The sequence below is a fragment of the Paraburkholderia phytofirmans OLGA172 genome (assembly GCF_001634365.1).
Taxonomy (GTDB): Bacteria; Pseudomonadota; Gammaproteobacteria; order Burkholderiales; family Burkholderiaceae; genus Paraburkholderia.
On record NZ_CP014579.1, the window covers coordinates 1,051,110 to 1,071,090 of the forward strand.

At 60.2% G+C, this 19,981-nt stretch carries 14 protein-coding genes; 9 read left to right on the forward strand and 5 right to left on the reverse strand.

Going from position 1 to position 19,981, the window contains the following annotated elements:
* The first annotated feature begins 498 nt into the window (after window positions 1-498).
* Window positions 499-1,089, forward strand: coding sequence for a TetR/AcrR family transcriptional regulator (locus AYM40_RS38980; protein ID WP_256390496.1), 591 nt, complete (start codon window positions 499-501; stop codon window positions 1,087-1,089).
* Window positions 1,090-1,764: 675 nt separating this feature from the next.
* Here the strand turns inward: AYM40_RS38980 and AYM40_RS43400 are convergent.
* The gene (locus AYM40_RS43400; protein ID WP_063498886.1) at window positions 1,765-2,481 is read right to left on the reverse strand and encodes a LysR family transcriptional regulator; all 717 of its coding nucleotides are present in this window, start codon (window positions 2,479-2,481) and stop codon (window positions 1,765-1,767) included.
* Window positions 2,482-2,575: 94 nt separating this feature from the next.
* Here AYM40_RS43400 and glaH point away from each other — a divergent pair, with 94 nt between their 5' ends.
* Together glaH and AYM40_RS25010 are read left to right on the forward strand one after the other, a co-directional pair.
* A complete protein-coding gene (glaH, locus tag AYM40_RS25005; RefSeq protein WP_236721075.1) occupies window positions 2,576-3,502 on the forward strand; it encodes a glutarate dioxygenase GlaH in 927 nt (308 codons plus the stop codon).
* Between the two features lie 111 nt (window positions 3,503-3,613).
* Window positions 3,614-4,834, forward strand: coding sequence for an alpha-hydroxy acid oxidase (locus tag AYM40_RS25010; RefSeq protein WP_063500682.1), 1,221 nt, complete (start codon window positions 3,614-3,616; stop codon window positions 4,832-4,834).
* 153 nt (window positions 4,835-4,987) lie between these two features.
* Here the strand turns inward: AYM40_RS25010 and AYM40_RS25015 are convergent, their stop codons facing one another.
* Entirely contained in the window at window positions 4,988-5,884 is an 897-nt protein-coding gene (locus AYM40_RS25015; RefSeq protein WP_063498887.1) for a LysR family transcriptional regulator, read from the reverse strand.
* Between the two features lie 171 nt (window positions 5,885-6,055).
* Here AYM40_RS25015 and AYM40_RS25020 point away from each other — a divergent pair, with 171 nt between their 5' ends.
* Together AYM40_RS25020 and AYM40_RS25025 are read left to right on the forward strand one after the other, a co-directional pair.
* Window positions 6,056-7,561, forward strand: coding sequence for an acetyl-CoA hydrolase/transferase family protein (locus tag AYM40_RS25020; RefSeq protein WP_063498888.1), 1,506 nt, complete (start codon window positions 6,056-6,058; stop codon window positions 7,559-7,561).
* 21 nt (window positions 7,562-7,582) lie between these two features.
* Complete coding sequence (locus AYM40_RS25025) at window positions 7,583-9,010, forward strand: NAD-dependent succinate-semialdehyde dehydrogenase (protein WP_063498889.1); 1,428 nt, start codon at window positions 7,583-7,585, stop codon at window positions 9,008-9,010.
* Between the two features lie 265 nt (window positions 9,011-9,275).
* On the opposite strand, the gene AYM40_RS25030 is transcribed toward AYM40_RS25025, so the two are convergent.
* Window positions 9,276-11,780, reverse strand: a complete 2,505-nt coding sequence (locus tag AYM40_RS25030) for a GcvT family protein (protein ID WP_063498890.1) — start codon at window positions 11,778-11,780, stop codon at window positions 9,276-9,278.
* 166 nt (window positions 11,781-11,946) lie between these two features.
* Between AYM40_RS25030 and AYM40_RS25035 the strand changes: the two genes are divergently transcribed.
* The 4 genes from AYM40_RS25035 (at window position 11,947) to AYM40_RS25050 (ending at window position 17,334) form a co-directional block, all read left to right on the forward strand.
* Window positions 11,947-12,243, forward strand: a complete 297-nt coding sequence (locus AYM40_RS25035; RefSeq protein ID WP_063498891.1) for a type II toxin-antitoxin system MqsR family toxin — start codon at window positions 11,947-11,949, stop codon at window positions 12,241-12,243.
* Between the two features lie 2 nt (window positions 12,244-12,245).
* Complete coding sequence (locus AYM40_RS25040) at window positions 12,246-12,647, forward strand: type II toxin-antitoxin system MqsA family antitoxin (protein WP_063498892.1); 402 nt, start codon at window positions 12,246-12,248, stop codon at window positions 12,645-12,647.
* Window positions 12,648-12,751: 104 nt separating this feature from the next.
* Window positions 12,752-13,585 carry a DeoR/GlpR family DNA-binding transcription regulator gene (locus tag AYM40_RS25045; protein ID WP_063498893.1) on the forward strand — a complete coding sequence of 278 codons (834 nt, stop codon included), beginning with the start codon at window positions 12,752-12,754 and terminating at the stop codon, window positions 13,583-13,585.
* A gap of 242 nt (window positions 13,586-13,827) precedes the next feature.
* Window positions 13,828-17,334, forward strand: a complete 3,507-nt coding sequence (locus tag AYM40_RS25050; RefSeq protein WP_063498894.1) for a DEAD/DEAH box helicase — start codon at window positions 13,828-13,830, stop codon at window positions 17,332-17,334.
* Window positions 17,335-17,567: 233 nt separating this feature from the next.
* On the opposite strand, the gene AYM40_RS25055 is transcribed toward AYM40_RS25050, so the two are convergent.
* Entirely contained in the window at window positions 17,568-18,338 is a 771-nt protein-coding gene (locus AYM40_RS25055) for a MerR family transcriptional regulator (protein WP_082855285.1), read from the reverse strand.
* Between the two features lie 27 nt (window positions 18,339-18,365).
* Complete coding sequence (locus tag AYM40_RS25060) at window positions 18,366-19,967, reverse strand: hypothetical protein (protein ID WP_148662294.1); 1,602 nt, start codon at window positions 19,965-19,967, stop codon at window positions 18,366-18,368.
* Window positions 19,968-19,981: the final 14 nt, after the last annotated feature.

Consider the following 19,981-nt stretch of genomic DNA (forward strand, 5'->3'; position numbering starts at 1 on the left):
CTCACTCTTCGCGATGTAGCTCGAATATTTTCGGTGCGCCGCGGCGCGCACCACACAGCTATCTGAGGTCGGGCTTGCCAAGTGTCGCAAGATGCTCATAAAATACATTACGAGTAAAATGTATTTTACGCAAGGAAAGGGATCGGCGACTGAGCGTCGGATCTCAACTCTGGAAGTAGCTTTTCATGCTGAGCTGGGAACCGAAAATCACCGCAATGCATTGCATGTGGCATGGAATTGGGATATCGCGCATATTGATGCGAGATGCGACTTCGGCACAGTCACATGAGGCGTTACACGCTGCACCGGATATTGACAGTCCTACATATGCTCATGAGATTCTCACCACGGCTGAGTTGGTGGCCGCTATAAGATCATGAAGCTGATTACCTTAGCCACGGGTCGGTAACTTTGAGCAAAGAGTACAACCTCAATCGGCGCGGAGGGGTAACGGCTAGGCGTGCCCAATCGGCCGACGCCTCTCCTCGAAAAGCCGGAGTGACATCACGGAGTACAAGGCGTACGACTGAGGAAGCACGTCGGATCATACTCGAAGTCGCGACGGCATTGCTGGCCAACAAATCTTATGAATTACCAGGACTTGAGCGCCTGGCCGAGCAAGCGGGCGTGCATAAGATGACGATTTATCGCGCGTTCGGGTCGAGAGAAGGACTGGCAAGAGCATGCGCCGAGTGGCTATGCAAACAGGAAGCGGCGTTATGGACTCAGACGGTTAAGAATTGTCTCGATGCCACCGGATGCCGAATACGTGTGCTATTCACCATTGTTGCCGATCGTCTGCTTCGCGAAACGCCTACCGAATGCCGATTGCACATGCTTGCCCCTCATTTCGGGGATGCCTCCGATGACGTGTGTTCGACGCTCGAAGAGCGACGGCGCAACCTCTATGATTTGCTCCTCGAATTGACAAAGATTTCCGCTGCAAAAGAGTCCACCGCTCTCGCCGACGCGCTCTATCTCGTGTGGGAGGGTGCTGTCGTTCCTATCCGCTCTGAAGCCGAGAGGGTGCGCTTGGCCAGGAACCTGCCTGTAGTTGTCGATCGTCTTCTGAAAGCCTATTCAATATGAACCCATCTCGCGATCATGGAAGCCTCGTTATGCCAGACAGCTTTTATGATCGGGGTGCCTTCAAGAACAATCGTTAGATCGCCGCAACCTCAACTTCTACACAATCTTTTTGAGCGTGTGCCAGACGCGCTCCTCGGCGGCCGCGCTCGCTACCCACTCCATTCTTTGTCATTTCCTTGTCTCCTTGTGGTCACCCAATATCGGACCCAAGCGCAACAGGTACTACTATCATTGCGATAGCAATAACGTACAGATGCAGGTGAGTAGATGCCTGCCAGAGCGTCGAGCCGAAGCGACCCTGAACCCGTGAGCGTCATGCGGATTTCGGTATTCCGCATCATCGCAACCGAGCAAACGAGGAACGCTTCGACCTTGGCGACAGATTCATAATCGGTCGGAGGACACTTTTTTGAAGCACCCTCCGCTCGCACCGGTTGTGCGACTTCCGCCCCGCAACAGGTCATGACTCTACGCGCCCCTCGTCTTGCGTGAAAGCGTTCGCACTTCAAGCGCATCCTGTGCCGCTTGATCTCAACTGCAGGCGTCCACAACGCCGGTCCAGTCCGAGTTGCGACCCCCTTTCATCCCCTTCCTGAAGGATCGGGCTTTCAGGTTGCGTTGAAGCAATGCAATTTTCAGGATGTGACGCGTGATACTAGATTGGGTCAACGCCGGCTATGACGTTGGGCTGCAGGATTGCCTCACGGCGGTTTCCACGAAGGCGCGAACGGCAGGAGACAGTTCCCGTCGTCTGCTCGCCAAAGCAAGATGAACGGGAAAATCGAAATCTGTGATTGATCTGAAGCACAGGCCGGGTTGCGCAATATTTCGCATCGATTCGGGTACGACGGAGACACCATAGCCGGCGGAAGCCAGACTTAGGCCGGATATGAAATCCTGGACACGAGTGGCAACGACTCCCGACGGATACTGACGTCTGGGTCGTACGATGCCGACGTCGATCTCGCCACTGCCGAGCGCCTCGAACTGTCGAGGTGTCTCCATCGAAATCACTTCGATTCGGACATTCGGATGCGAGAGACGAAAATCTCGCAACATTCCAGACAAGACGCCGCTGGTCACTCCCGACGCAACAGAGCCAATTCGCACAATGCCGGCGAGTCCTCTCGCTGCCAGTCGTCCGATCTGATCGGCGCGCTCAATATGCCGCAATGCGGCTACAGCCTCGGCGTGAAACAGCTTTCCTGCGTCAGTAAGCGCGACAGGCTGACGCTTGTTGCGGTTTAGCAGACGAACACCGAGGTCACGCTCGAGCCGTTGAATCTGGGTGCTCAACGCAGACTGTGCGATTTTCAATCGATCTGCCGCGCGTGCGAAGTGCAACTCCTCAACCAGGGCAACGAAGTAACGGAGTTGACGGGCGTCGACCATTTAATCTGAATCTCAGTACAAACATTCATCATTCAGGTCTGGATGGTATCAATAAAGAGCGCTTAAATGTAGCCTGATTCTTACGGAGAAGACGATGGACGGATTGATGCTTGATGACACGATTTGCGCCTCGCGGAAAGGTTTCCTTGTTTCGCCGCACCCCACTCACCACCGGATCATGCATGTGACTGCTGACGTCGACGCGTTAGTTGGTTTCATCCAGGATGCCCAGGACATTGATGTTCAAAGTCTCGAATATGTGCCATTCATGCGCTATCACCTCGCTAACCTTCTGATCCAGCGACTCGGTGAGGGCTTTGCCAGAACGTTGATCCAACTAGCAAAGGACCGGCGATATGGCGGCTTCACAGTGGGACTTCAAGGTCTTTCAGACGATCCCGCCGACTTCGTAAAATTCGGCACGGCCGTTGCCCACGTTCTCGGTCCGTCGAACCACGACGCTATGTCGAGTACCTACTATGCACGTTTCCTTGTGAAACATACTGACAATAGCGATTCATACCTCCGTCAGGCTTATCGGCTGTTCACCATGCACACCGATGGCACTTTTGTTAGCGAGGCGACGGACTGGCTGCTGATGATGAAGTTTGCCGAGAATAATGCATTCGGCGGCGAGTCGAGGTTTCTACATCTCGACGATTGGGAGGAGCGCGACTCGTTCGTGAATCACCATTACGGCACAAAGCCATTCCTTTACAAGGCGCCCGGTTCGAAAAACGTGAGCGAAAAGGTTCAGCGCCCAATCTTCTTCCAAAGTGAGTTTGGTTTGTCGATTTCGTTTATCGACCAGTTCGTGCAACCCGCCAACCGAGACGAGGCAGCGTTCCTTCGCGCCCTTTCCGAGTCGATGGAAGCATCGAGCGGCACAAAGGAAGTTGTATTACCGGTGGGCGACCTGGTCGTTCTGAACAACTACTTCTACCTCCATGGTCGGGCGCCGTTCGAAACGAACGAAGCGTTGCACCGCGAGCTGATGCGGCAACGGGGCATGTTCTCGTAGGGTGAATTTTTTTGGAGGCTGCTGCCTCGCGTGGCGCGCCGCCATCGTGTGGGATGCGTTTTTGTGGAGAAACAGATGAAAGATGACGTCGACAGTGGACGAGTGAGTCACATGTCGCAGGGCGGGACGCCAAATCAGACTGCATATGGCGTCAGGAGCGATGTACCTGCGCGGCTTCGCAAGCTATTGTCGCTAGCGGACTTTGAATTGGCCGCGAGAAAAATTCTGCCGCGCCCGCTGTTCGGATATATCGCTGGTGCTGCCGAGGACGGGACTTCTCACGCTGCCAACCGCACCGCGTTTGAGCAGCTTAAATTCCAGCCTCGGATACTTGTAGACGTGTCACGACGATCGCAGGCCGCCACGATCTTCGGGAAGACGTACGCGTCACCATTCGGAATCGCCCCTATAGGAATTAGTGCAATCTCCGCCTATCGAGGCGACGTTGTCCTGGCGACAGCCGCGAAGGAAGAGAACATCCCCGCAATCATGAGCGGTTCCTCGCTCATTCCGATGGAGACGGTCCGAACCGCCGCGCCGGACACATGGTTTCAGGCGTACCTCCCGGGTGACACTGCTCGTATCGATGCACTGATCGACAGAGTCAAGGTTGCAGGATTTTCGACACTGGTTGTGACGGTCGATATACCGGTTTGGGCGAACCGGGAAAATAATGTTCGAACGGGTTTCTCGTTGCCATTGCGCCCGTCGCTGCGTCTGGCGATCGATGGCATCTCCCACCCAAAATGGTTGGCGGGCACCTTTCTGCGGACGCTGATCAACCATGGTATGCCGCACTTTGAAAACTCGTTCGCAACACGCGGTGCACCGATGCTGTCGGCTACGGCCGTCCGTGACACAACCGGGCGTGATCATCTTTCATGGGGGGACATTGAACGAATTCGCCAGCGTTGGAGCGGCAACCTGGTTATCAAGGGAATTCTCCATGTTGATGACGCAAGACAGGCGGCGGAAATTGGCGCGGACGGAATCATCATTTCTAACCACGGGGGACGCCAGCTAGACGGTGCCGTTGAACCGCTGGGCGTCCTACCTCATATCAGTGACACCGTTGGCCATAAAACGGTTGTGATGATGGATAGCGGAATCCGACGGGGAGGAGACGTGCTCAAGGCGTTAGCGCTCGGAGCACGGTTCGTATTTGTTGGTCGACCGTTCATGTATGCGGCCGCAGTAGGTGGCGCTCCTGGGGTGCGCCATGCGATCTCGCTGCTCAGAGATGAGGTGGACCGAAACATGGCGATGCTTGGCACGTCGTCGATTACGGAGCTGCGCAATAAAGTAATCAGCGGCGACACTGGAGGACGTTGACGCCTTGGCTACCGTGCCCCGCGCGGAAATGGCAGGGTTAGGATTTCTTCTATAAGGCGAGGACTTGCCCCTCTTTGCAGGCCCTTCGGGCCTGTGCGTCGCCTACCGCAGGTGTCGTGCGCGTCTCTTGAAGCCGGGCCATTCCCCCGAGGGTCATTGCGCCTCGAGCACTTCTGCGCATAATGCTAGCCACGCGCGTGCAGCGTGGGACAAATAGCGGTCGTGTGACCAGATGTTGGCCAGGGTCCACTCCAGTTCTGGCTCCGTGACCCGTGCAACCGAAAGCCCACTGACGTCTAATCGCGCCAGAAATGGTTGAGGTAAGAATGTTGTCCCGAGCCCCGCTTCGGACAACGCCGCGAGAAATTCCCAATGCCCGCTTTGGGCCACCACATGGGGCTCGATGTCTAACTCGCGAAACGCTGAGCGAAGCCGACGAGTCAAGGCGGATCCTTCCTCGAGGAGAACCAGCGGCTGGTCCTTAAATGTGGAGAGCTCCACGGTAGGCCGGCCAGCCCACGGTACATTCCGAGGGCCGACCGCGTATATCGCGTAACGCGCGATGACCCGCGAGGCAAGTTTCTCCTGGATGCCACCCGAAAACAGTACGGTTGCGGCCACTTCCAGTTCGCCGCCGATGATTTTCTGTTCGAGAACGCTACCCCCATGTTCAGCGAGACATAGCTCAAGCTTTGGGTAACGTCGTCGAAATTCACTCACGACAGCCGGGAAAAAAAGGTTGCCCATTCGTGGCATGCCTACGGTCAATTCACCACGGCCAAGCTGAGCGACATCAGCAACCTCGAGCTGCAGTTCGCGGATCACGCCTAATGCCTGCAACCCACGTTCATAAACGACGCGCCCTACGTCGGTGGGGTGGACCTTCCTTCCTTCACGGATCAAAAGCGGCTGACCGATCTCCTCCTCGAGTTGGCGCACCATTTTGCTGATTGTCGACTGGGTGACAAACACTGCGGCAGCGGCATGTGTAAAGCTGCCGAGTTTTACAGTCTCGACGAAATAGCGCAGGGCGCGGATATCTATAGACATGCTTGTTGCTTGTAGTCGGAAAAAATCGAATACCTTCTATGATAATTAATCGTACTGAGAATGACAAAACATTAACTACACTTTCGTGGAGCGACGTTAGCTGCCGGTTCGTGGGCAGTGAACAACAGATACCGTCCTGCACGAACTGACGCGAGATTAAAGGAGACTGAATTGTTAGAGGACCGTGTTCGATTGCCGCTGCTTCGCAGCAAAATAACGACAGCCGAGGAGGCGGCGTCACTGATTCATGATGGTATGACTGTCGGGACGAGTGGCTTTGGGGCTGCGGGCGACTGCAAGGTTGTGCCGCGCGCTCTCGCTGCCCGAGCGCGAGAGGGACTGCGGATTAATTTGATGACGGGGGCATCGGGCGGGTACGACAGCGATGGTGTGCTAGCTGAGGCTAAGGCCATTCGTCGGCGCATGCCCTACCAGTCCGACAAGACGCTCCGTAATCAGATCAACGCTGGCGAGGTCATGTTTTTCGACCTTCACCTTTCAGAGATGGCGGAGCAACTGCGTGACGGCTATCTAGGTCCGGTGGACGTCGCCATCATCGAAGCCGTCGCAGTGACAGAAGCAGGCATTGTACCGACCATGTCGGTTGGAAACTCAGCCGTGTTTGCGTCGCTCGCAAAGCAGGTAATTGTTGAGATCAATCTTGACATGCCGCTCACGCTGGAAGGGTTGCACGACGTTTACGCACCGGGTCCACGCGCCCACCGCTTGCCAATTCCGCTAACGGCAACAGAGCAGCGAGTTGGTCTACCGTATATTCCCGTGGATCTCGAGAAGATTGCGGCCATCGTTATAACCCGTAAGGGTGACAGTCCAAACCAGATTCAACCGCCCGACGCCGAAACAATGCAGATCGCGGGACATTTGAGCGAGTTTTTTGCAAATGAGGTCAGGGTAGGGCGGCTGCCACCGTCGTTGCAACCACTCCAGGCAGGTGTGGGTTCCATTGCGAATGCGGTTCTACATGGGCTGGTCGATTCTGGCTATCGTGGTCTGCGCATGTACTCAGAGGTACTGCAGGACAGTGCAATTGAATTGTTGGACGCGGGGTGTGTTGATTTTGCCTGCGCGTCGGCGCTCATGTTATCTGCACCATATCAGGCGCGGTTTTTTGATGATATCGAGAGGTACAGGTCTCGCATCCTCCTGCGGCCGCAGGAAATCAGCAACCATCCCGAGATCATTCGTCGGCTTGGCGTCATTGCAGTGAACACAGCTCTTGAGTGTGACATCTACGGAAACGTGAATTCGACACACGTCTGCGGCACGCACATGATGAACGGCCTGGGTGGTTCGGGAGATTATGCACGCAACGCATACCTGTCCGTATTCGTGACGAAATCCTTGGCGAAGGGGGGTGACATTTCCAGCATCGTGCCAATGGTGTCGCATGTCGACCACGTCGGTCAAGATGTTGACGTCCTCGTGACCGAACACGGACTGGCCGATCTACGAGGCCTTGCGCCGCGCGAACGGGCACAGCAGATAATCACCAATTGCGCTGACCCGTTGTACCGGGACGCACTGCGTGACTACGTTACGAGAGCCGGAACTCGCGGCGGACACACTCCTCATTTGCTGGAGAGCGCCTTTGCGTGGCATACGTCTTACCAGCAACATGGCAACATGCGCGAGGCGCTGAAGTTGGATCTCTTTTGAAAGTCACTGAGTTTACAAATTATGTATGAAAAGTTATCTCTGTATATAGACGGCGAGTTCATCGACGGAGGGCCGCGATCGAGTCAGAACGTCCTAAACCCTTCCACCCTCGAAACAATCGCTCATCTCCCGCATGCCGATGAAGTGGACCTGGACCGTGCCATCGCTGCTGCGCATCGCGCGTTCGAATCATGGCGGCAGACGTCCGCGATGGACCGCGCAACGATTCTCCGGAATGTAGGGGCAAGGATTCGGGATGAAGTAGACGTGATTGCGCGCAATATCACGCTGGATCAGGGCAAGCCGCTCGCGGAGGCCAAAGCCGAGGTTCTGGCATGCGCAGATCACGTCGATTGGCACGCGGAAGAATGTCGACGCATCTACGGCCGAGTTATTCCAGCGCGCCATTCATCTATCCGTCAGATTGTCGTCCACGAACCCGTTGGCGTGTGTGCGGCGTTCACGCCGTGGAATTTCCCCTTTAACCAGGCTATTCGGAAAGTCGCGGCTGCCTTGGGCGCCGGATGTACGCTCATATTGAAGGGACCTGAAGAGTCGCCAAGCGCGATTATGGCGATTGCGCGGCTGTTTCACGATGCCGGATTGCCCAAAGGTTGTCTCAACATCGTATGGGGCAAGCCTGCCGAAATATCGCATCGGCTTATCACGTCTCCGATCGTCCGCAAGATTTCTTTTACCGGCTCCGTCGAAGTCGGCAAACAGTTGGCCGCCTTGGCAGGGAGCCACATGAAACGAGTGACCATGGAGCTCGGTGGGCATGCGCCAGTTCTCGTCTTCGACGATAGTGACGTTCCCCGGGCGGCAAAGATGCTTGCCAAACTCAAGGTCCTCAATGCAGGTCAGGTCTGTGTTTCTCCGACGCGCTTCTTTGTACAGGAGGGCGCGTACGATGAGTTCGTTTCGATATTTCGGGATACCCTCGCATCTGTGAAAGTCGATGACGGTCTGCAGGCCAACGTCAACATGGGGCCGGTGGCCAACGAGCGGCGCGTCGCGGCGATGTCAGCATTTGTGGAGGATGCGAGACGCCTGGGAGGTAAAGTGCTTTTCGGTGGCGAACCGCTGCAGCGTACAGGCCATTTCTTTCCACCTACTCTCATTACGGACTTGCCCGACAGCGCAAAGCTGATGCGTGAAGAGCCGTTTGGCCCGATCGCGCCGATCGTTCGTTTCAAGGACGTCGACGAAGGGATCCGTCGTGCCAATAGCCTTCCGTTTGGCCTGGCCTCCTACGTGTTCACGGGGTCGCTGCACACCGCAACGTACGTCTCCAACGCCATCGAAGCCGGAATGGTAAACATCAACCACTTCGGGATATCACTGCCCGAGACGCCATTCGGCGGCATTAAAGATAGTGGCATTGGTGTCGAGGGCGGTAGTGAGACGTTCGACGGGTACGTAAGCGCCAAGTTCATCACGCAACGATAGTCCGTGGAGGGGGCATCGGCGACGCGCCCCTCTCGAAACTATTCGTTATCTGCGCCCTCGTGTACTAAAGTTGAACACAGGGGCGGATCCCTTAAAAGCACCGAACTGTCCGCACTGACCGGGCGCGTATCCGAGTGACCGCCGACCGGCGCCACGGCGTCCTGCCCCATATGCGAAACCGCGTGCACGATACCCGTCCGATCGGGACACGACAGCTTCAGGATGTAGCTGTTTTCAAGGTGGGGCAGGAGCGGTTCCGGTTCGATCAGCTTTTGACACGTTCTGAGCGCGGGTCGTAGGGTGCTTTGAGATGCACGGTGGCAGGCAGAAGGTCGCCGGCCACGTCGATCTCGTAGCGGCCGCTGCTCAGATACGCCGTGTCCGCGGCACCGTCCGGATTGTTGATGTAGCCCATCGCCACCGGGCAGCCGAGCGTATGGCCGAAGGCGGCCGAGCTGACGAAGCCGACTGGCTTGCCGTCGCGCAGGATCGCCTCGCCGCCCCATAGCATGCGATCGGCGGCGCCGTCGGCGGTGAGTACGGCCATGCGTCGGCGCAGCGGCTCCGCGCGCAGTTTCAGCAAGGCTTCGCGGCCACGGAACGGAATGTCTTTATCGAGCTTGCAGGCGAACGAGAGACCTGCTTCGAACGGGGTGGAGTCCGGTGTCAGTTCGCGGCCCCATGCGCGGTAGCCTTTCTCGATGCGCAGCGAATCGATGGCGTAATAGCCCGCGTTGACGAGGCCGAACGGTTTGCCTGCCGCCTGCAGCGTCTCGTAGACCCCCGCGGCGAATTCGACCGGCACGTACAGTTCCCAGCCGAGTTCGCCCACGTAGGTGAGCCGCGTGGCGCGCACCGTCGCATAGCCGATATCCACTTCACGGCTCTGGCCGAACGGAAATGCCGCGTTGCTCCAGTCAGCCTTCGAGATGCTCTGCAGCAGCTCGCGCGAGCTCGGGCCCATCACCGCCAGCACCGCGTATTGGCCGGTGACGTCGACTAGCGCGCAGTGCTTGTCGTGCGGGATCGACTTCTCGATGTAGTCGAAATCGCGTGTGGTCTGCGCCGAGCCCGAGACGATCAGGTATTGATCGTCGGCGAGGCGGGTCAACGTGAAGTCGGACTCGTAGGTGCCGCGCTCGTTGAGCATCCCGGTGTAGACGGTGGTGCCGGTCGGCACGGCAACATCGTTGGTGACGATGCCTTGCAGCACGCTTTGCGCGTCGCGCCCCTTCACGAGGAATTTCGAAAACGAGGTCATGTCGAACAGCACCACGCCTTCGCGGCAGGCGCGATGCTCGGCGCCGCTCCATGGCAGCCAGTTCTGCTGACCGAAGGCGTAGTCGATCTTTGCTTCGGCCACGCTTGGCGCGAAGAAGTTCGGACGCTCCCAACCCATCTTGCTGCCGAAGCTCGCGCCCTGGTCGTGCAGCATCGGGTAGAGCGGCGAGCGGCGGAACGGGTGAGCGGTATCGAGTTCGCGGTTCGGCCAGGGCATGGCGTAGTGCAGGCCGAGGGTTTCCTTCACGCGATCGTGCAGCCAGGTGTCGTTGCCGTTAAAGCGCGCAAAGCGGCGAATGTCGACCGGCCACAGGTCCATCGTGGGTTCGCCTGCGACGATCCATTCGGCGAGCGCCATGCCCGCACCGCCCGCCGACGCGATGCCCATCGAATTGAACCCCGCGCCGACGAAAAAGCGCCGCAACTCCGGCGCTTCGCCGAGCATGAAGTTGTTGTCCGGCGTGAACGACTCCGGGCCGTTGTAGAACTGCTTCACCTGCGCTGTTTCGAGTGCGGGCACGCGCTGCAGTGCATTTTCCATCAGGATTTCGAACTGATCCCAATCGTCGGGCAGCAGCTGGAATTCGAAATTGTCCGGGATGCCGTTCATGCCCCACGGCTTCGCGTTCGGCTCGAAGCCGCCCATCACGAGGCCGCCGACTTCCTCCTTGAAATAGATGAAGCCGTCCGGATCGCGCATCACGGGCAGGTCTGGATGCACGCCGGCAATGCGCTCGGTGACGATGTAGTAATGCTCGGCCGAGTGCAGCGGCACGGTCACGCCGCACAGGCGGCCGACCGCCTTGGCCCACTGGCCTGCGCAATTCACGACGATATCCGCGCCGATTGTGCCTTCTTCGCCGTCCTTGTTGCGCCACGCGAGGCCGCTGACTTCGCGCGCGCCGGTTGTGCCGTTTGCCTTGTCTTCGAGCGCAGTGCGCGTATGAATCGCCGTGACGCGGGTGTTTTCGACAATCCGTGCGCCGCGCGTGCGGGCGCCGCGGGCGAGCGCCTGGGTCAGATCGGTGGGATTCGCTTTGCCGTCGCCGGGTAGCCAGACGGCGCCGAGCAGGTCGTCGGTGCGCATCACCGGCCATAGATCGCCGGCTTCCTGCGGGCTGATCACGTCGCACGCTACGCCGTAGGCGCGCGCGACGGCGGCGGTGCGCTTGAGTTGGGTCATCCGTTCGGCCGTGCGGGCCACCGAGAGCGAGCCGCATTGCTTCCAGCCGGTTGCGAGGCCGGTGTCGGCTTCGAGTTCGGCGTAGAGCGCGGTCGAATAGCGGATCAGCTTGGTCATGCTTTCCTGCGCGCGCAGTTGGCCGACGAGGCCGGCCGCGTGCCAGGTCGTGCCGCACGACAACTGACCCTGTTCGAGCAGAACCACATCGGTCCAACCCAGTTTGGCGAGGTGATAGGCGACCGAACAGCCGATAATGCCACCCCCGATGATGACGACGCGGGCGTGGGCTGGAATGGATGTGGACATTTGTGGAAATGAGTTGAATTAACGCGCGTAGATTGCGACAAAATTTGGCAAAAAGCAACGATCGATTTGGCTGATCTGGGATCAAAGGAGGTCGCGGATGCGTCGGCAAGAGACGGCGGCGCTACCTTTTTGTAACCAAGTAGGTTAATATCGATCGGAGGCCAGAGTGGAAAAAAATACGCCTCACTGCAAATTGGCAGATGTCCAGGGCCTGGTGCGCGCAGGGAAGGTCAGAATCACGAAATCGGCCGTGATTGGGGCTGCGGCACTCGGCCTCGGACCTGCAGCAATCGTCGAAACGTTGATGTCGCTTGATCGGCGCCAATTCAGAAAAAGCATGACCACGTACGCGGATCACCGGGTCTGGCAGGACGTCTACTGCGCCGTGACTGAAGCAGGCATGGTCTATTTGAAATTGACGGTGGTCGATGACGTCCTCGTCGTGTCATTCAAGGAGTGCTGAGCATGAAATGTCCGAACTGCGGAGCGGCCGAACTGGTGCGCGATACGCGCAATATGCGCTATGTCTACAAGGGGGAGACGGCCATCTTCGAGGCCGTCACTGGCGACTATTGCCCGGCATGCGAAGAGGCGGTGCTCGACATGGACGAGGCGACCCGCACGGGTCAAATGATGCTGGCCTTCAACAAAGAGGTGAATGCATCGCAAGTGGATCCCGCCTTCATTTCCGCCGTACGCAAGAAGCTTGATCTGGACCAGCGCGAGGCAGCAGAAATTTTCGGCGGCGGGGTGAACGCTTTTTCGCGGTACGAGAATGGCAAGACCAGGCCACCGCTCGCGCTTATCAAGCTGTTGAAGGTGCTGGATCGGCACCCGGAGCTGCTGGCGGAAGTGAGGGCGGGCTGAACTTCAGTGCGCCGCATGTGGGTTTGTATGGGAGTTCGTTGGGATTTCTTGGTGAACTATGAGGTGTTTGCTAGACTGGGTGCCGTCATCCCGGTCTCCATCCTATGTTCTCCACCCAACGCCAAGCCGAAATCCTGAGGCTCGTCCGCGAGCAGCGCACCTGCACGATCAGTGATCTCGCCAGCCGCTTCGAGGTTTCCGACGAGACCATCCGCCGCAATATCAAGCCACTAATCGCCGATGGCCTGCTCATCAAGGTCCATGGCGGCATCATGCTGCCCGAGCGTCTCGACGAGCCGCCGTTCCAGCGGCGCATGGTGGCAAGCCGCAAGGGCAAGCAGGCGATTGGCGCGCGCATCGGCGAACTCGTGCGCGACGGCGATTCGCTGATTCTCGACGGCGGTACGACCTGCCTGCATATCGCCCAGGCACTCTGCGCGCGCTCGCGGCTCACGGTGGTGACCCATTCCATCGAAGTGGCCCGCCTGCTGGCGCCGCGCAACGGCAATCGGGTGTTCATCGCGGGGGGCGAACTGCGCGCCGACGACTCCGCCGCTTTCGGCGACAGCGTGTTGACCTTCCTGCGTCAGTTCCACGTGCGCTACGCGATCGTCTCGGTCACCGCAATCGACATGCAGGGCCGCTTCATGGACGCGCTGCCTGCCGACGTGGCGTTTTCGCTCGCGGCCTTTGCGCAGGCCGAGCGGCGCGTGGTGGCGGCGGATCACGCGAAATTCGGTCATAGCGCGTTGGTGCACGCTTTCGGCCCGGATGCGGCCGATCTGCTGGTCACCGACGAGGCGCCGGCTCCCGCGCTCGCTCAGGTGTTTGCTGCGGCGGGGCTGGAAGTGAGCGTCGGAGCGCCTGCGCAAGGCGGTGCCGCGCCGGATGCGGGAAACGGTGATCATGCCAACCTGCCGACAGGCGCTGCGCCCTGAGAAGTCGGGCCGCTGATCGGCCGGCGAGTCAGGCGAACCAGTCCCGGCCGCGCTTTCGACGCCTTTCTCAGCCCTCAAAGCCGCCGCCACAGCCGATTGCGTCCAACGCGTAAAATGGCGGGTTACCACGGGCAATCCATGCTGGACCGAAACTGCGCGGGCAGTCGCCATTCATCGCCTGCCGCGCGGCTTCCGTGTCCACGCATCGTCGCCTTCGCCGGCTTGAAAAGGAATGGACCCTGATGTCGTCAGTTTTCTTCGATCGGGAACGGATTACGGAATGGCTGGGTGACCACACCGTCGCCAAGGCGCGCTCGGTTGGCGCAGTCACGAAGGTGGAGTGGCGCGGCGACACGCTAAGCGGCGATGTACAAGGCACGCAACGCCAACCCTACCGCACGCGAGTGCGATTTCGTACCGATGGCGGTTCACCGTGGGCGCAGGGCGACTGCAGCTGCCCGGTCGGCCGCAACTGCAAGCATGTCGCCGCGCTGCTGCTCGCGGAGCTCGAGTATCACGACGAGATGGACCACATCACCCGCGTCGATATCGGCGCCGATGAGCACCCGTTCGGCGGCTACCCGCAGGCGCCGTCCGGAGGAGCGACAGCGCAGTCGCCGTCTGGCGTGCGTCCCGAACTGGTCAGCTGGCTGGAGCGTTTTCGCGCGCGCGCCGAGGCCGCCGATGCGGTCGCCCAGAAGGCGGCCGCCGCGCGCACCCAAACGCTGGCCTATCTCCTGAACTGGTCCAGGTTCCACCTGCGCCATGAGGTGGTGTTGTACCGGGCGCGCTGTAAGCCGGACGGCACGATTGTCGAAGTCGACGAGCCTTGGGGCAATGTGGAAGCGGCCCTGCTCAAGCAACCCAGATTCGTCTCCGACGAAGACCTGTCGATCCTGCGCGGCCTGTGGCTCGGCCGCTCGCGCGAGGACTTCGGGCAGTTCATTCTGCGCGGCACGAGCGGCGCGGAGATGCTGCAAAAACTGATCGCCACGGGTCGCCTGTTCTTCGAGTTCAAGCCGGCGCCGGGTCACGATGGGCCGACTCCGCTGTCGCGCGGCGCCGACCGGCCCGGACGGATCGAATGGGAGCCGCTGGCGGACGAACGCCTGCGGCCCGTGCTGCGCACCGAGCCGCGCGCCACCATGGTGCTGCCCACCGAGCCGGTCTGGTACGTCGACGGCATCGCCAATGAAGCGGGCATCGTCGAATCGTCACTGCCGTTCCAGCAGTTGCCCGATTACCTTGCCATGCCGCCGATCTCGCTAGCCGAAGCGCCGCTCGTCGCCGCGGTGCTGCGCGAGATCGCGCCCGACCTGCCGCTGCCGCCCACGCACGACGCCTCCTCGATCCGCGTGATCGACGTCGATCCCGTGCCGGTGCTCACGCTCAATAGCCATGCGCTGCCGTCTGCGGGCAAGACGGGGCAACGCAAAGCCGAGGCCGTTGAGCTGGCCGGCGTCAGCTTCGATTACGACGGCGTCAGCATCAATGTCGACAGCAGCGTCACGCTTGTGCCGATGCCGGGCGGCGACGTCATCCATATCCGCCGGCGCTACGAGGCCGAGAAGAAGCGCTTGCTCGAACTGCGCAAGACCGGGCTGCAGAAAGTGCCGACGAGCCGTGTGTACGCATCGCGGCTTTTGCCCGATACGATGCTCGGCCTGCCCGATGCCGAATCCTGGTCCGCCTTCGTCAACGACGCCGTGCCTGACCTCGTGAGCCAAGGCTGGCGCGTGACGATGGCGCCGCAATTCCGCTACAACGTCATCGAGATCGATGCGATCGAAGGCACCGCGCAGCAGGCGGGCGACGGCTGGTTCGATCTGGAGATGGGCATCCGCATCGGCGAGCGCAACGTGCGGCTCGAGCCGCTGCTTGCCGATCTGTTCCGGCGCGACCGGCGCTGGCTCGGCGGCAAGCTCGAAGCCATCGCCGACGACGAGCCGATCGAGCTGAAGACCGAAGAAAACAAACGTCTGCGTCTGCGCGCCGACCGGTTGAAGCCGGTGGTGCGCGTGCTGGTCGACCTGTTCGACGCCTTGGGCGGCACGTTAGCGGAAGGCGCGCCGCTGCGCGTGCCGTCCGTCGATGCGGGCCGGCTCGAAGCATTGAACAGCACGGGCCGCTGGCAATTCCAGGGCGACGATTCGATTCGCCAACTGGCGCGCCGTCTGCAGGCTGGCCCGGGCTTGCATGAGGTGCCGGTGCCGCGTGGCCTGAAAGCGGAGTTGCGCGGGTATCAGCAGCAGGGTCTGAACTGGATGCAGTTTCTACGCGAACACGATCTGGCCGGCGTGCTCGCCGACGACATGGGTCTCGGCAAGACCGTGCAGACGCTCGCGCACATCCTCGCGGAGAAAGAAGCGGGGCGGCTCGACCGTCCCGCGCTGATCGTCGTGCCGACCACGCTCGTGCACAACTGGCGCGAGGAAGCGCGCCGCTTCGCGCCCGAACTGAACGTGCTGGTGCTGAACGGCCCGCAGCGCAAGGAGCGCTTCGAACAGATCGGCGAGCACGAACTGATTCTCACGACTTACGCGCTGCTGTGGCGCGATCAGAAGGTGCTCGCCGAGCATGACTACCACCTGCTGATCCTCGACGAGGCGCAGTACGTCAAGAATGCAACGACCAAAGCCGCGCAGGCGATCCGCGGGTTGCGCGCGCGGCATCGGCTGTGTTTGACGGGGACGCCGCTGGAAAATCACCTTGGCGAACTGTGGTCGCAATTCGATTTTCTGTTGCCGGGCTTTCTCGGCAGCCAGAAAGATTTCACCAAACGCTGGCGCAATCCCATCGAGAAAAACGGCGACGGTGTGCGCCGCGCGCTGCTGGCCCGCCGCATCCGGCCGTTCATGCTGCGCCGGCGTAAGGACGAGGTCGCGAAGGAGTTGCCGGCCAAGACCACCATTCTGTGTTCGGTCGATCTGGAAGGCGCGCAGCGCGATCTCTACGAAACAGTGCGTACGGCGATGCAGGAGAGGGTGCGTGCGGCGGTCAGCGCTCAGGGCCTCGCGCGCAGCCACATTATCGTGCTCGACGCCTTGCTCAAGCTGCGCCAGGTCTGCTGCGATCCGCGCCTCGTGCGGAAAATCCAGGTGGACGAGAAGCAGGGCGAACCTGGCGAGAAGCGCGGCAATGAGCGGCGCGGCAAAGCGGACAAGGCGGACAAAGCGGACAAAGCGGACAAAGCCGAAAGGGGGGCGCGCGTTACGCGCTCGGCCAAGCTCGATTTGCTCCTGTCGATGCTGCCTGAATTGATCGAGGAAGGACGGCGCGTGCTGCTGTTCTCGCAGTTCACCGGCATGTTGTCGCTGATTGCCGAAGCGCTCGAGGAAGCCGCGATTCCCTATGTGATCCTGACCGGCGACACGGCGGACCGCATCACGCCGGTCGAGCGTTTCCAGCAGGGCGAGGTGCCGCTGTTCCTGATCAGTCTGAAGGCAGGCGGCGTGGGCTTGAATCTGACCGCCGCCGATACGGTGATTCACTACGATCCGTGGTGGAACCCCGCCGCCGAGAATCAGGCCACCGACCGCGCGCATCGGCTGGGGCAGGACAAGCCTGTGTTCGTCTACAAGCTGATTGCCGCGGGCAGCATCGAAGAAAAGATCGTGGCGTTACAGGAGCAGAAGGCGGGACTCGCCGACAGCATTCTCTCCGAAGACGCGGCCGGCGCCGCCAAGTTCTCGGACGACGATCTCGACGCGCTATTCGCGCCGATGCCGGAGATTGAAAGTGGGCGGTGAGAGGTGTGGGCTGCGCCTGCCGTAGAGCCTATGCGGTTCTGTCCGGTGCGCAAGCGGCGCCGGCGCGTGGTGCTGGAAGTGCACCGCGTGGCCCGAGAAGGGCGACAGGCCGGTCGCGACGAACAGCAGCCAGGAGAGCATTTCCGCATGTTCTGACGGCGTGGCCGGCAAGAACCTGCGATGCGTGGCGGCCAGGTGGAGCAGGATCGCATGGGAGTCGAACACGCGAAGCGCTACCTCACGCTGAGCGTTTCAAAAATGGCCGCGACGCGGTCGGCCAGATAGGCGTCGGAGACTTCCTTGAGTGCCCGGTTCATTTCACTTTCGACGAGCACCATACCGAGTGGCCAAATCCGCCAGATCGCCTCGATGAGCATGGGCGTGTCGGCGGCCGGTCGCAGTGGGTCGGCATCATAGCGGGCGAGCTGGCGGATGACCAGGTCTACCAGCGACTTTGCGATGGCTGTGAAATGCGGGCGCACGACGCGCACAGCATCGAGCAGCTCCGCGAGCGCGGCGGGACTCGTCGCAGCAGAGGGCGGACCGTTGCGCTCCAGCAGTCCAAGATCGACCGCTTTGGCGAGCATCGTTAGCGACGCCTTATCACCGAACATCTGCTCGAGTTCGCCTAGCGGATCCTGGTCCGGATGTTCGCCCGACCCGTCGTTGTCGTTCTCCGGTCCGAGCCCCAGGATCGAACGCAAGTCGTGCCCCTCGTAGAAGACCGTGATCAGATCCAGGATGTTCGCGAGGGTGTAGCCGCGCGCGAGCAGATAGTTGATGAGTTTGAGTCGCGCGAGGTGCCTGTCGTCGTAGACGCCGACGCGCCCACGCCGTTTCGGCGGCGCGAGGAGGCCGCGATCCTGATACGCGCGCACGTTACGGACGGTGCTGTTGGCAACACGTGCAAGTTCGTCGATCGTGTATTCATGGGGCGGCGCCTCGGGTGGCGCGTCGGGCGCCGGCGTTGGGGGAGGAGGAAGGGGAAGGGGCATTTTGGGCATATCTCGATGACCTTTTCTCGCGCGGCGTCAGAATGTGAACGCAACGCCGGCAAACACGGAATACCGCAACAGGCTGCCAAACTCGCTACTGCTCGGTCCGCGTGTGACGGACGGAACCAGATACAGCTGCCAGTTCTCACCCACTTCGTATTCGAGATCGGAGACGAGTTCGGTGGAGTGGTCGTTAAGATCCTGGATAACGCGCACCGTCAGGTTGAGGTTATGGAAGATCTTTGTATCGACATACTGCAGCAGGACGTAGTCTCTGCGGGGTAAAGGATTGGTTGGATCGAGGTTCGCTGGCGATACGCACCGATCGATCTGCGAACCGTTACAACCGATGTTGTGATGAAAATACTCGACGGTAATGGTGGGGCCGGCTGCAAGCGTGTACGCGGCGCCGACGAGTATGTCGTAATCGGTGCGCGGTGTGGACGAATTGTGCGATACCGCTACGCTGCCTTCCGAATACGTCAGCAGGGCGTCGGAAACGGTCCAGCCACCGAAATAGCCGATCCTGTAGGGCGTCGTCTCGCGTTTGGACGCGATCACCGAGAAATAGCCCCTGTCCGCGGTGTAATCCAGCTTCGCGGCATACGCCTTGTGGAACGGACCGGTTTCCTCGCCACTATCTTCGAGACGGCCGACCCCGGTGTTCGCGATCAGCGACAGGGTCCAGGAGGAGTTCGGGATGACGACGACCCTGCCGTAGTCCTGTCCCGGCTGCTCGATAGCCGGATTGTTCTTGCCGTTATTCTGGTTGAAGGGATTAGACGGGGACAGCAGTTGGGACGGTCCCCACTGCAGGTTTTCGCGTCCATAGCTCACTAACAGCTGATTCGTTACGCGATAGCGGGCAATCCATTCATTGATGTATGCGGTAGCCGTCGTCGTGTCGGTGTTGGCATCGACGCCGTTTTGCACCCTGCTCCATGAAGTCGTGAAGCGGGGCTTGATGCCAAATTCGAACTGACGGAAATTCAGATCGAAATCAGGCCTGAAGTTCAGTTCCGTCTGATATCGAGGAATCGCTAAAGCATTGTCTGGATTGAGTCCCGAGTTGACCGGGTCCTGCACGATGCCGTAGCCGATAAGATAGATCCTTGAATAGAACCCGTCGAGGAGTTCCTGGCCGAGCGTTGGCGTTGGCGTTGACGTTGACATTGACGGTTGGGCAGCGTCGGAAGCGCCGAGGGTCAGGGGCGGCGCGTTGACGGACGGCTGGCCAGTGATCGTCGGTTGCGTACCCTCAGAATCCGCGAAGGTTGCGGCAGGTTCGTTCGCGAAGGCCTCCGCGCGCGTTGTCGGCGGTGGCGTATCGTTTGAGTCGACGGCAGTCGCGCCTGGCGCGTTCGCGACCGTCTCGCCCGACGTCTGCGTTGCCGGTTGCGCTGCAGCGGCCTCGGCGGCCCGCCGGCGTAGCGCGTCGTCGATCGCCTGCGCGAAGGTTCGCGGCGTCGGTTGCACACCGTTGGAATCGGCAAGCGTCACGGTTGGCGCGTTGACGGGCGGCTGGGCAAGCGTCTGTTCGGTTGGCGGGGCGTTGACGGGATCGGCGATGCCGAGTCGGGGTGTGGCGAGGCTCATACCAAGTGCGATCCCCGACACAATGCTTAACGGTGTTGTCATGGCAGCCCTCAATT